This window comes from Kushneria sinocarnis (assembly GCF_003633775.1).
GTDB classification, from domain to species: domain Bacteria; phylum Pseudomonadota; class Gammaproteobacteria; order Pseudomonadales; family Halomonadaceae; genus Kushneria; species Kushneria sinocarnis.
The window spans coordinates 22927-36746 of the sequence record NZ_RBIN01000003.1 but is presented as its reverse complement, the minus strand read 5'-3'; the positions used below and the strand labels follow the sequence as shown (position 1 = coordinate 36746).

Annotated in this window: 11 protein-coding genes; 1 reads left to right on the top strand and 10 read right to left on the bottom strand. The window is 51.8% G+C overall.

Annotated features, from left to right (window positions below; translation table 11 throughout):
- Positions 1 to 86: 86 nt before the first annotated feature.
- The 10 genes from C7446_RS04945 to C7446_RS04900 all read right to left on the bottom strand — a co-directional run bounded on the left by C7446_RS04945 (position 87) and on the right by C7446_RS04900 (position 12401).
- On the bottom strand, positions 87 to 1091 hold the full coding sequence (locus tag C7446_RS04945) for a glycosyltransferase family 2 protein (protein ID WP_121171910.1): 1005 nt from the start codon (positions 1089 to 1091) through the stop codon (positions 87 to 89).
- Between the two features lie 12 nt (positions 1092 to 1103).
- Positions 1104 to 2198 (bottom strand): glycosyltransferase family 4 protein, encoded by a 1095-nt coding sequence (locus C7446_RS04940; RefSeq protein ID WP_121171908.1) that lies wholly within the window; start codon positions 2196 to 2198, stop codon positions 1104 to 1106.
- 105 nt (positions 2199 to 2303) lie between these two features.
- Positions 2304 to 3422 carry a glycosyltransferase family 4 protein gene (locus tag C7446_RS04935; protein ID WP_121171906.1) on the bottom strand — a complete coding sequence of 373 codons (1119 nt, stop codon included), beginning with the start codon at positions 3420 to 3422 and terminating at the stop codon, positions 2304 to 2306.
- Positions 3419 to 4489, bottom strand: coding sequence for a glycosyltransferase (locus tag C7446_RS04930; protein ID WP_121171904.1), 1071 nt, complete (start codon positions 4487 to 4489; stop codon positions 3419 to 3421). The genes C7446_RS04935 and C7446_RS04930 overlap by 4 nt, the downstream gene beginning before the upstream one ends.
- A 15-nt stretch (positions 4490 to 4504) precedes the next feature.
- A complete protein-coding gene (locus C7446_RS04925) occupies positions 4505 to 5554 on the bottom strand; it encodes an EpsG family protein (protein ID WP_121171902.1) in 1050 nt (349 codons plus the stop codon).
- A gap of 70 nt (positions 5555 to 5624) precedes the next feature.
- Entirely contained in the window at positions 5625 to 6449 is an 825-nt protein-coding gene (locus C7446_RS04920; RefSeq protein ID WP_170150004.1) for a glycosyltransferase, read from the bottom strand.
- 48 nt (positions 6450 to 6497) lie between these two features.
- On the bottom strand, positions 6498 to 7442 hold the full coding sequence (locus C7446_RS04915) for a glycosyltransferase family 2 protein (RefSeq protein ID WP_121171898.1): 945 nt from the start codon (positions 7440 to 7442) through the stop codon (positions 6498 to 6500).
- A 122-nt stretch (positions 7443 to 7564) separates the two neighbouring features.
- A complete protein-coding gene (locus C7446_RS04910) occupies positions 7565 to 8851 on the bottom strand; it encodes an exopolysaccharide biosynthesis polyprenyl glycosylphosphotransferase (RefSeq protein WP_245977697.1) in 1287 nt (428 codons plus the stop codon).
- A gap of 109 nt (positions 8852 to 8960) precedes the next feature.
- Entirely contained in the window at positions 8961 to 11159 is a 2199-nt protein-coding gene (locus tag C7446_RS04905; RefSeq protein WP_121171894.1) for a polysaccharide biosynthesis tyrosine autokinase, read from the bottom strand.
- A gap of 123 nt (positions 11160 to 11282) precedes the next feature.
- The gene (locus C7446_RS04900) at positions 11283 to 12401 is read right to left on the bottom strand and encodes a polysaccharide export protein (RefSeq protein ID WP_121171892.1); all 1119 of its coding nucleotides are present in this window, start codon (positions 12399 to 12401) and stop codon (positions 11283 to 11285) included.
- 657 nt (positions 12402 to 13058) lie between these two features.
- Between C7446_RS04900 and C7446_RS04895 the strand changes: the two genes are divergently transcribed.
- Positions 13059 to 13736 (top strand): hypothetical protein, encoded by a 678-nt coding sequence (locus C7446_RS04895; RefSeq protein ID WP_121171890.1) that lies wholly within the window; start codon positions 13059 to 13061, stop codon positions 13734 to 13736.
- Positions 13737 to 13820 lie beyond the last annotated feature (84 nt).

Sequence of the window (13820 nt, the reverse complement as noted above, 5' to 3'; positions counted from 1 at the left end):
CGAATCCCTCTACGATAGCGGATCCGGTTATCCAAAAACAAAAAACCCCGCATCGGCGGGGTAGAAATTCCTGCTGGTGGTCAGGCTCAGCGCCTTGTCTTCAACCAGGTGTAAAAATTGGAAAGCTCCGGAGAAACGAAAAGAAGCCGGGTCTTCAGGGGCAGCTGTACCTGATGGCGCTTTACAAGGGGTTTCAATTCCCTGCCCCAGGCTCGAATCAAAGGGATCGACCTGGTATAGCCATAATAATTATTGGTTATAATCTTGTAGTAAAGCAGAGTCTGGCATGCTGCCAACACCAGGAACGACTTATAGGCATTATTCCCACACTCATCAGCGTGCTTCAAATGACTGCGGATATGGCTTTCAATATCCTTTATGTCGCTTTGAGTCGGATTGGTCACTATTCCACCGAAATTGACCCTGTAATACACCAGCGGCGCCCGGGTAGCAGATACGGTTCTTGCCTCGAGATAGACAAAGGGAGTCAGAAAGAGATCTTCGTAACGCTCTCCACGCGGGAAGCGCAACTTCTCAAAAAGCGCGGATCGATAAACACGTGACCATATATACCACTTCGAATTAATGGCTATCTCGCGCAGCTTTTCCGAAGTAATCTCGCCGCGAAAATCTTCAAAACTGTTAAAGGTCAAAAGCTCCTGGGAAGAAGTTCCATCGTCAGCTTGCCTGAACTCCATGGCATTGAACTCGAGCAGATCATACCTTTCACTGAAAGGTTCCTCGACCAGATCAAGCACGGTCGCATAATATTCCTGCGCCCAGAAATCGTCACCATCCAGAAAGGTGACATAGGGTGTATCCAGCAGATCCAGAGCCCGGTTCCGGGCTTCGCTCGGACCAGCATTTTCCTGATCCACTATCTGGACATGATCCTGTCTGTCCGGAAAAAGTGCAACGGTTTGCTCGATAACCGACAGGGTGTCATCCCTGGAGCCATCATTGACGATGATCAGCCTTACTCTTTCATCAATCTGTGACAGGACAGATCGAAGGGACTGCTCAATATAATCCTGGACATTATAAGCAGCAATAATAACGGTTAACCAGGATTGTGAGTCTCTATTCTTCATATTGAATAACGCTCACTTGGTACTCATGAGATTTTCCAGATACCTGTTCCATTGCACAACAATGGCTTCCGGCTTGAACCGGGATACCGAATCGCGGGCATTTGCCGAGAACTTCATGCGAAGTTCACTGTCCTGAATCAGACTGGCAAGCTGGTGTGCGAAGCCATGGGTGTCTCCCTGAGCGACCAGAAAACCTGATTCACCATCCGATATGATTTCAGCCGGACCTGTATCACAGTCAAAGGCAACTATGGGCAGTCCATAGGACTGCGCTTCCAGCAGCACCATGGGAAAGCCCTCGAAGCGGGAGGTCATGGCCAGAATGGAAGCGTTACGGTAGTAATGATCCACGTCCTTCGTGGCTGGCAGGAATTCAATGGAGTCGTTTACGCCGAGCTGGTGGGCTTTCTGCTTCAGCTCGTGCTCTTCTTCACCATCACCCAGAATCCTCAGGGTCCAGTGGGAAACGTCATTACCCTTTTCATTTTTCATCTCGGCCCAGGACTCAATAAGCCGATCAAAGCCCTTTTGATAATTCAGCCTTCCTACCGCCAGTACTATAAAGGTGTCGGGCTGATAGGTAGTCTCAGGCATTTCAAACGGCACCGGGTTGGGGATGGCAGCAATTTCGCCCCGTACGCGGGCCCCCTTCAGCCAGTACTCGCGATCTCGCTGAGTAAGCGTGACTATCCCCCGGGTCGCGCGTGCGATCAGGCGCCTGCCCAGAAGCTTGTGGGGTTTATCAAGATCCAGGTTGAAGCTGAAATGCTCCCAGTGAACATGTCTGACAGACATGCCCGGCACAGCCGGCAAGGCGACCTGGCCCAGCAGGTAATCCGTATCAATCAGAATATCCTGAGGATACTGACGCAACAGCTGACGCAAGCGCCAGGAAGCCAGTGGCACTCGACCAAGCCGACGAAGCATGGCCACCCACCTGCTGGCAGATCGCACCTGCGAGGAAAAAAGCTGATGGAGACTTACAGCTTCATGCTTCGGATAGAAAGGCTCCAGCCCACCCCAGAGGCTGACAATGGATACCGCAACACCCTGCTCAGCAAGCCTATTGGCGATAACCGATGTAACCCGTTCTATCCCGGAAGGCATCGATATATTACGGACAAGAAAACATACACGCACCGGTAGACCTCGAATCAGGCAGATTGAAAATTGAAAATTATTGGCCGGCACCTTTCACGATGCCGCATATATTCACCTTGCTGACTTTCGAGCATCGGATGCCTTGAGGCACAGTGATTCCCATTGCTCTACAATACGGGCCTGATCAAAGCGCTGGGCACCAAGCCCTGCGCTTTCGGACATGCGGGCATAAATATCCGGATCATCAACCACAGCGCTGATGGCCTGGGCAAAAGCGTATGTATCGAAAGTCGGCACAAGATAGCCGTCCTTGCCATGATTGACTATTTCCCGGGGGCCGGTTTCACAATCAAAGGAAACAATGGGCAAAGCAAATGATTGAGCCTCGATCAGCGACATCGGCAGCCCCTCGAAGCGTGAACTCATCAGCATCAGGTCGGCTTCCCGATAGAAGGATTCAATATCCTGACTCTGCCCGTGCAGTACGCAACTATCCTGCAGGCCATTATCGGCTATCATTTTTTCAAGCGCGGGGCGGTCCTCACCCTCGCCGACGATCACTACTTTCCAGCCAGGATGGCTTTCCACGAAGGATTTCCAGGCCGGCACAAGCAGATCAAATCCCTTCTGTGCCGTCAGTCGGCCTACGGCAAGCGCTGTTTTATTAACAGGTTGCTGCCGTGGAAGAGCAATATCCGAGAAAGGCGTCGGATTGGGAATTTGAACAAACCTTGCAGTATCGGAAAAGTTTTCAAGATCCCGATCGGTGAGGAAGACCACCTTATTGTAGCTTTTGAAAGCTGCTCTTTTCAGCTTCTGAATTGTCGGGGAATGACTTGTAAAGGCCACATGCTCGCATGCAATATGGTTCGTTTTCCTGAGAAAGCGCTGATTGCAGGCAATAAAGGGAGCTGCAAATACGCTCAAACGCCCCATTGTAAGATACAGTACGGCATCAGGCTGATCTTCCTTCAGGATAGAAAAGGCTCTGTTCAGAATCTTCAGGTAACCCAGCTGGCCAGTGGGTCCCTGCTGTCCGAGCGCTTTGATATTGATACCGCTGAAGGAATAGACCGGCTGCGGAGACTCGTCCAGCAGGCCCAGTACAGTAACACGGTGCTTTCTGGCAAGTAGCGGCAGTATGATGCTGCAAACCCTTTCCATACCGCCGCCAGTGCATATATTGTCTATAACTACGTAAATATCAAGGGAGGATTCGCTGTAGCTCATCGAATTTTTCCCTTATTTCCTTTCTGATGAATCAGGTTCTGGTACAGAGTATAATACCTGTCTGCCATGATCTGTCCGGTATATTTTTCCCTGTAAAGTTTACGAGCGTTATCCCCCAGCTCGTCTTTTCTGGAAAAGGCACCCGAAATGGCCTCCCTGAGAGAATCTGTATTATCCAGCTCGAAAAAACAACCCGAGTTTGAATCAAGAATCTCTCTGAAACTGGGTATATCCGAGCAGATACAGGGTATTCCGAATGCCAACCCTTCTATCAGTGCCAGACCGAAACCTTCATCCCGACTCGCCATGACATAAAGGTCGTAATATGGCAGAAAATTGACGGCATTCTTTCTGAACCCCAGGAACAGGCAGCGATCCGCTACGCCCTGTTCTTTCGCAAATTGCTCCAGGGTTTCACGATAAGGGCCATCTCCCACTACTACCAGTGCGTAATCAGGCATCTCCCTTATCGCGCGAATTACCTGATCAAGGCCTTTTCTCTTTATGACATGAGAATTGGACCCGATTATCCTGTATTTTTCCCTGAGACGTTCAACACTTTTCCTGTCTTCTTCCTTCAAGGGCTTGTCAGAAAGACTGAAATCCATGCCATTGCCGATAACATTCAGGCTTTCCCGTTCAAACCATCTTTCGTAATACCGCTTTGAGTCATTCGTCAGAACGGCCAGCGCATCAAGCTGTTTCCAGGCCCGGATCCACAAGGGTGAAATGATCCTGGCAGCCCGTTCACCATAAATATTGAGCATCTCTTCCTGCACGTAATTATGTATGGTACTGACATGCACCGTTTTTCTATGCAGGATGGCGGACAGGGCAGCTATGCCATCAGGACGTAGCCCGTGTGAGTGCACGACATCGTAGTTCCTGAGTTCCCGAAAATTGCCGGCGGTCAATTTTCGAGCATTCAGAAAGTTGTCAAAACCTTCCAGGTCCTTGCAATAATAAACATGGGACTCTACCGATGAAGGCAGATGCGAAATATTTTCCGACATCACCTTGCATGGTCCACCCAGCTTGAGATTGGTAATAATATGGGCAATTTTCATCACATCAACCCTTTCTCATCCCTGGCTGGTAAGCAGAAAATTGAATGCTGAACCAAATAGAAATGTCGGCGCAGCACCAACCATTACAAATAGCATTCGTATAATAATTCTGGAATTATCCTCTCTGAAACTCCGATCCAGTTCGGCAATAAACAGCGGAGTAACCAGAACCAGCAACATCATGCCTATCCTTTCTGCCTGGGCAGGCCCCAGCACCGGAACAAAGAGCATGAAAGTGAACAGCGCATAAACAATATAGAAATGTCTTTTCACGAACTTTACCAGCTGAAAATGCGATAGATAAAGTGCCAGGAAAAACATTGCGATAAAGAGAATGCCATAGGCAAAACTCAGGCTCAGCCCGGTTGACGAGGAGGACTTGCTCAGTGCCGAATCGCCCAGGGAAGCATAATAAACGCCACCGATTTCCATCAGGTAAACCAGACCGAATATCAGCTTGTGAGAAACCCTGACTTTCGGTATCGAGAAATTTTTGGTTGCACTGTAAATATAAATCAGCGGGGCATACACGATGGAAGCATTATGAATAAACAAGGCCAGAATACCAACAACCGCTGCTCCATAAACGCTTCTTGTCCCGAAAAAGGCATAAATGACAAACATGGAAGCGATAAGCTGTCGATAAATATTCTCGTAGCCCATCAGCGAGGGAAAGAAAATCACCATGAAGGGTATCGCATACAGAGGCATGTTTATATTATTATGTGTTCGCCCCAGCGCAATATGCAGCAATGCCAGCCATATCAGATCTATCGTCCAGAAGGTCAACTGCTCATCCTGGACCCATTGAAAAATATAACTGGCACCAGACCAGTACAGAAACTCCCTGATAAAGTACATGTTTTCGAGACTGAACACATACTCATAATGCAGGGCTGAGGCATAGGTATTCATATCGTAGTCCAGTCCTGCCATGCGCACCAGCCATAGCAGCACCGAACTCATGATAAACGACAGGACGACCAGGTATTTCTTTTTGTTCAGAAAGGTATAGCCGAGCGTCAGACCCACCATGATTATATAAAAATAAAGTTCCCAATTCATAAATTACTCGGCATCCAGGGTGACGTATCGCGGCTCTCTCGGGCTTTGTGGTTGATTTCGGAGACCTTGATCATGCTGCTTTCTTGCGCAAGAAATTCTTGTAAAACCAGTCAAGCCATTTGACCGGTAATAGACGAAAGGGCGCGCGAGCCAGCGAATTGATGATGACATCATGCCAGCCAATAAAACCTATTTCCTGAAACTTCCGCTGCAGGGCCAGATCCTGTCTGAAGTAATGCCATCCCCGCCGACGTGCAATCATTCCATTGCCGACACGCGCCTTGACAACTACATCAGCCAGATTATCCATTTCATATCCGGAAGCGAGTAATCTTGCCCAAAGGTAATAATCTTCCATTCCCAGAAAGGTCTTGTATCCGCCAACGGCTTTTATCGCTTCCTTTCTGAAAACAACTGTCATGTGGTTAACGGGACAGCGCTTTTTGCCGAATTTCCTTACCTGGTCCGGGCCGGTAGGGAGGATACGGTAGGAGTGGGGACTGGATGGATCCGAATCGAACTCGGCAATGGCCCCTCCAAGCAAGGCCATGTTGCTTGAAGTCTTGTCGAGATAGGAGATCTGTTTTTCGAATCGATCGCTGGTGCACAAATCATCGGCGTCCATTCTGGCCACGAGATCATGACTGCAGACCGCCATACCCTGATTCAGTGCTTCTCCAAGCCCGACATTCTGTTTCAATGGAAGAGAAACTATAGGCAATGAATCCGAAAATTCGTTAATTACCCCTTTCAGTTCATCCCCTATGGGCCCATCTTCCACAATAACTATTTCCGAGGCCGGCAGAGTCTGTTCGCCAAGACTTGAGAGGCAGCTTCTCAGGAATTCCGGCGACTCCTTGTGATAAACTGATATCAGTACCGAAAAATCAGACACGGTATTTACCCTTAGACATATTCTGATTCAAAAGACATGTAACCCTGCTTACTTCCTGACAAAATTGCCAACAAGGGAACGAAAAAGAAACAGGGACCTGGAAAGCAACGGAAAAAGCCCGAGCCCCGTCATGAAATCACCCACCAGCTTTATTGCCTTGTATTTTGATTTTATCCGGGACAGCATGACCAGTGACGAGAAATAGCGGTAGGCTTCTTCATTTTCCACCAGTGCAGCAAGCACAAAGTGTCGCTTGCAAAAGCCGGAGACATGAACGCCATCATCAAGGTAATTGCTGATAAAATACTGACTGGCCTTGATGTTCATCGCACCACTCATTCGGCTATCGCGAACACAATTGAGCTTGACCCCGGGGGTGACATCATAAGCCCATCGGGTACATTGCTCCAGGGTATCTATCAGAAAGGCCCAGTCCTGATGCTTTTCAAGGCTTTCATTGAACCGAAAGCTTTCCTTCTTGTGTCCTGTAAAGCTTATGGTTGAAGTTCTTATGTCCTTGTCTTCGATAAACAGAAAGTCTCTGGGATCAATTCCGCGAGGCACTTCACAGACGACCGATTCATTATATGAAGTAACATTGATATAACTACCAAAGACAAATTCATACCCCCCCGCCTCCATCATTCTGAGGCGATGCTCGACGTAATCGGGCTCAAAATGATCATCGGAGTCGAGAAGAAAGACATATTTACCGCAGGCTTTCCCGATGCCGATGTTTCGGGAAATTGCCGCATTGCTCTTCCGATCCTTTTCGACAAGAAAAGCCTGGGGGAACTGAGCTACTACATTTCTAAGAAGCTCTATATCGTCTGAGCAGTCATCAACGATGATGATTTCATGATCATGGTTTTCTGCAGCTCGAACCACACTCCTTATGGTGTCACCTATAAATGCACCGCTATTATATGAAGGTATGATTACAGAAATGGTTTTCTCAAAAACCTGACCCTCGGAATTATAAAAGCAGTTCACCCGTCAACCTTTTTTCAGAACCATCCCGTTTGTCGGAAACACACAGCCTGTACTGCATGTTTCCGACTCGAAAATTCCTTCCGTGTGCTTTTGACCCCATTTTTGTTGCACACCCTGGGCATTTAGCGAGCACCATGCCCGGTGAATATGGTCTTGATGGTCCTGATCACTATCAGCATATCCATCCAGAAGGAAAAGTGACGTATATAGTAAAAATCATATTCCAGCTTTCTGGTCATACCTTCAATCTCGGCGGCATAGCCCTGCTCGACCTGGGCCCAGCCGGAAATACCGGGGCGAACCACGTGACGATAATGAAAGAATGGCACATCCTTCTCGTACCATTCGGCCAGACTGCTCGACTCCGGCCTTGGCCCGATAAGGCTCATGTCGCCCTTGAGTACATTGAACAGCTGAGGCAGTTCGTCAATGCGGTACTTGCGAATCATGCGACCGACTTTGGTAATTCTCGGATCTTCACCTTCCGAGGTAAAACCGAGTCCTTCCTGATTCGCGTACATGCTTCGAAATTTATAGACATTGAAGGTACGACACTGAAAGCCCATACGCTTCTGTACAAAGATTGCAGGCCCGGGATCATCCCGCTTGATCATGATGGCTGTCACTGCCATGACCGGCAGCACGACCGGCATCACCAGCAGTACACCAGCGATATCGATACAGCGCTTGACGATCTCGTAATCTTCTCTGGGGAGCAGTGAGCCGTAGCGGTTCTGATAAAGATGATCGAGCCCGACACGCCCGGTCATTGTTTCGTGGACTTCCCGGGCATCATAAACAGGAATCCTGTGAATGGTGCAGTCCGCGAGAAAGCGCTGCCACTCTTCATCCAGCTCGGTGGCCAGATCGGCAACGACACCATCAACCCGCATATCCTGCAGATCGGGCTCCGAGAGCCAGCGCCAGTCGATCTGCATGGTTTGACAGAACTCGCTGACACGCCCCATGGGCACTACTGCAAGCTTGCGTGTCCTGAATCGATTGGCCAGCAGATAACCCGCGCAACCGTAAATGATGGAAATAATGTAGGAAGCGGCCATTTGCCAGCGTGCAAAGGGCAGCCCCGTAAAGAGAAGCAGACATACAATCAGTATGTAGGAGAGCGTGATTGAAGGTATGACATAGGCAAAGGCTCTTGTACCCGGGAATACCGAAAGCCGATGCACGGTACTGATGGAGATCAGATAGGCAATGGCCGTGGCAACCAGGGTGGTTGCACGGACATCAGGCTGAGCGCTCCAGAATGTCCAGCCCCAGTGCCACAGTGCAGGCAGAACAACGGCAACAATCAGCCCCAGTACCAGATGTATGCGAAAACTGAGCAGAATCCGCTCGTACCATAGAGAGTGGCGGCGATTTTTTTGCATGGGCTTTATCGAGATGTGCACGGAAGTATTCCTCAAGATGATCAATACGTTATTGCAGCACTAATAACGTCATCATCATGACTCGAGTTTTCAAACATGCGGGGCACCAGGCCTGGTGCCCCGATTGTCTTCAACGGTAGGCATAATAGTAGTTGCTGTACCGGGACGCTGCATGCTGTTCAATGGCATTCAGAATGCAGCCCTTGATCTCGACACCGCTGGTTTGGAAACGCCGCATGACGTGCTCGAGCTCGCGAGGCGGATTCACCCCGTATCTGGCAACCATGAGGCTGGTCCCGGCCTGTTTACCCACGATGGCCGCGTCGGTCACGGCAAGAATGGGCGGTGTATCCATGATGACCAGATCATAATGTCGGTCGGCCCATTCGAGGAATTCGCCAAAGCGTGCGTTCATCAGCAGTTCGGCCGGATTGGGCGGCACGGTACCGCGAGCCACATAATCCAGGTTTTCCACGCTGGTCTGACGAATGATGTTCTCCGGACCGTCCTTGCGCAGCAGGATATCGCTCAGGCCGGATGAAGACTTGCCATCGAACATCTGGTGCAGATGGCCCTTGCGCATATCGGCATCAATCATCAGCACCCGCTGTCCTGCCTGGGCGCACACCACGCCAAGATTCGCTGTAATAAAGCTCTTGCCGACCCCGGGGCTCGGGCCGGTAATCATCAGCCGGGAGTCCGGAGCCTCCATCATGGCAAACTGGAGACTGGTACGCAGGCTCCTGACAGCTTCGACGGATGGATCCATGGTGTCGTTGATCGCCAGCACTCCCCGATCAACGCTGCTGCTACCACGCTTGCCGCGTTTCAGCATACCGAGACTGCGGGTCAGTCGGTTCTGACCACTGGAGAGTGGTACAGAAGCATAGACCGGCAGACCGATGTTTTCGATCTGATCACTGGACTCCACGCCCTGCTTCATGGCGCCGCGCACCAGCACGAATACGACCGACAGGATGAACCCGACCACCATGAAGAGGAAGGTGATCAGTGTCTTGCGGGGTGCCACGGGCCAGGGCTCGACCACGGCATCGTCAATTATCCTGACATTACCGATAGCGCCTGCCTTGGCAATGTTCAGCTCCTGCATACGGTTGAGAAGCTGGGTGTAGATATCCTGGGTAACGTTGACATTACGCTGCAGCCTCAGCACCTTCTGCTGGGTTTCAGGCAGGTTGTTGACCTGTTTCTGCAGCTGTGCCTTTTCATTCTGAAGCTGCTGTTTCTTTTCAAGCAGCGATTTGTATTCCGGGTGGTTCTTGGTGAATCGCTGGGAGAGATCAGCCTCATTGAAGCTGAGCTGATTGAGCTGGCCCTCTACATTGACCAGACGATTGAGAACGGACTGGGTCTCCTGATTGAGATCCACCGAATCCTGGGAAACCCGGTAATTGTTCAGTTCGTTTTCGGCATTGGAGAGCTGCTCGCGGATCTCGGGGATCTGCTTCTTGAGAAAGTCCAGACTCTGCTGGGTTTCAGCGGATTGCCGCTCGATATTCTGGGTCACATAGACTTCGCTGATTGCCTTGAGGCTGTCTTCAACCTGCTGCGGCTCGGCACCCTTGAGGGTCAGGTTGAGAATACCGGTAGAGGACTGGCCGGCTTCTTCCACTTCAAACCGCCCTCGCAGGCCATTGATGGCCGAAAGCGATGAACGCTTCATCAGCGTGAACTCGGCGCCACGACCGGCATTGATGTCCATGACCCGGAGTTCGACATTGCCGTTGCGCGACTGAGCCAGTTCTCCGACCTGACCTTCCAGTACCGTGCTGCCTCCATCCAGGAGGGCATAACTGTCCGGCCCGGTAACCCGCAGCGTCAGGGGGCGTCCGACCCACTCTCGTGGAATCACGAAACGGGTAACATTCACGTTCTCGTTGGCCCATACCGAAGACCAGCCCTGCGCAAAGCCGGGACGCTCGAAACCACGCCTGGCCAGCATGGCACCGATAACCGGGAAACGCTTCGGCTTGACGACCATCTGCAGGTTTTCCCGATCCACTGCCTTGCCCAGTACCATACGGGACTGGAGGATCTGGATTTCCGCCGGGGAGCGACTGGTCGACTGACCGAAGATGCCAATGTTCTGAACAGGATTGGATGAGCTGGAACGCTCTTCGATTTCCATCAGGGCATTGGCCTGATAAATCGGCGTCTGCATGGCACCGTAGATGATGCCCAGTGCCGTAAAGGCTGCCGTTATGGCTGCAATCAGCCATTTGTGATCCAGCAGCAGACCAAAAAGACGGCCCAGATCGACTTCGTCGCTGGTGCTCGCCGATTGATCCTTCTCAAGTGATGAGGCCATGAATTATCGCTCTCTACTGATAGCTTGTAACAACTTTCGAAAGGATCGCCGAACTCTTTCCGGGTCAACAGCGATGGCCGGCGCACCCGTTCAGCCCGGGTACGCCGGTATACGGACTACGCCTTAGTTATCCCTGATATCGTTGCGCGTATCGACACCCTGACTGAACAGCCCGGTAGTGGGCAGCAGCTGGCTGATAACACGGTTCCAGCGCGAGATCGGAGCCGTAGTCACATAGACAATATCCTGCGGCTCGAGCTGGAATTCGGTTCCCAGTGCCATGGCCGCGGCATTTTCAGCGTCAAGCTGGTAGACGGTCGCCAGCTTGTTCCGATCCGGGGTGCGACGCACCACGAAGATACCCGATGCATCCGCTGTAATCTGGTCCATGCCACCTGCCTGGCTCAGGGCATCCGTCAGGCTCATCCGATAGCTGCCCATCGCCAGCCCCTGGGGATTCCTGACTTCTCCCATGACATAGACCTTCTGATCACCGACTTCGGGCACATGCACGACATCACCGGCGCGCAGCAGCTGATTGGCGCCCAGCTGACCGTGCCGGAGCAGATCGTAGGCATCGATCACCTGCTTGTCGCCGTCCCGGTTCAGGACGACATGGTGCCAATCGGCATTATCGGTCATACCGCCCGCCCGGGAGATAGCATCCAGCAGCGTCAGCGGTACATTGGTAATGGGCTGAACGCCGGGATTGCTGACCTCACCGGTGACATAGGTCTTCTGGGACTGGAAATCCGAGATATTGACCTCGACCTGAGGCTCGGCCACGTAATCGCCCAGCCGGCCGCTGATTTCATCACGGATCTGAGCACGCGTCTCGCCTGCTACCCGCACTCTGCCTATATAGGGAAAGAAGATGGTGCCATCACTGTTGACGACATGACCGGCGCCACTGGAGTTGTTGTCCGAGCCCGAGGGATTGGTCAGCTCCGGATGGTCATAAACGATGACATTCACCGTATCACCAATGCCTACATGATACTGATAGTCCGCCAGATTCCTGGAGAGCGCGACCGAACGGCTGGAGATTTCCGAATCGGACGTCATTGTTTCACGTGCCCGGTTCTGCGACTGCACCAGCCCCATGGTAATGGGCCTGACATCTACAAGGTCATCGATGGGGGGCGATGAAGAGTCGTAAGGCATGTTGCTTCCGGGAGCCAAGGCACAGCCTCCCAGTACAAGCGTGCTTCCCAGAAGCACCAAACTCAGTAGACGTTTCATGAACCGCGCTGCTCCTGTCAAGTAGCGGAAAATCAGTTTCGGACACGCTACCGCCCCGGGGTTAACCTGACTATCCCCTGGGCCATCCTGTTGTAGTACATCCTGTCTATACGGCTGCCGGCCGGTTCGGCTGGATCGCGTCGATCTTCCGAGCCTGCACACTTTAGTGGCATCACTGCGAATCACCAGTAATGATAGGTAACGCCACGAGATATGCAGGAAATGAAGCCGGATCATTCCATAACCGCCAATAGGCTTTCCGGTTATAGTGCAACAAAGGCTATCAAACCTTCTCACACTTGGGTGTGCCGCTTCGCGCACTATGCCAGAAATCGTCAGCCACATGATAATAAAGAAAAATTTGTTTTCGGTAAAAATCGGAGACTGAGAGTGAGACTGCAGTATCCGATAATTGTGCCGTTCCGGGTAGGATGCTGTTGACAGCCCCCGGGCCATTCCCATGGCCATGGTAAATGAAGATAATGTGGCCGATAACCTTGTTGCCACAAGTGCCGATTCGAGAGGCCGTCAAGGCCACGGCCGGCCTGCCCGGACTATCATTGCCGAATCGGATCCGAAACCATGGTGTCGTAAGGAAGACTCCCGTGAGAACATGGATTGTCCCGTTTCATCAAATGGATACCGTGAGCCCGGTACATGGTTGAATACGCTGCAAACTGCAGGAATGCCATCAGACCCGGCAGATGCGTCGGCCTCATGCTTCTGGCAATGGCGCTCTCGGGCTGCAGTGCTGTGGGCTTTCATTCGGTATCGAGCACCTGGCACTCCCTGTTCGGTCAACCGCCGCCGGACCGGGAAACATTACGTGCAACGCCGGGTCCCGCTGTACTGATGGCAAGTAATGACGGGTATCGTATTTACAGCCTTGCCGAATCAACGGAGATCCGGCGCTACTGGCGCTCGGACTACCCCCTGCGGCTCGTCTCGACACTTCATCAGCGCCTCAATACGACCGCAGGCCACGAGAACAGACTGCTCGACCTGCGCTACCACTATGCAGGCACACCTCCCTGGCAGCGCCCGATCGCTCGCTTACCTGCCTATTATCGGGTCGCGGCATACTTTGAAACCGATCGGGAGCACATGCTGACAGGCCGTGCCGAGTTGCGCTGCAAGCCGCACGCCGGCATGGTAAGGCTGCCGCTGAAGCGAATTGCTGCGTTCGAATGTCTGGAACATATCGAGTGGGCCAATGGCAAGGCCACCAATAATCATATCTGGCGGGATGCGCGGGGCCATATCGTGCGTGCTCGTCAGATCCCGTGGCCGGGTGCGCCTGAACTGAGCTGGGAAGTGATCAAACCATGGTGGTAACAAGACCCCTGCTTTTGACAATGCTGATGAGCATGGCATGTCTATTGTCACTCCATGCATCATTCGCCCGGGCCGTCCCGCTCA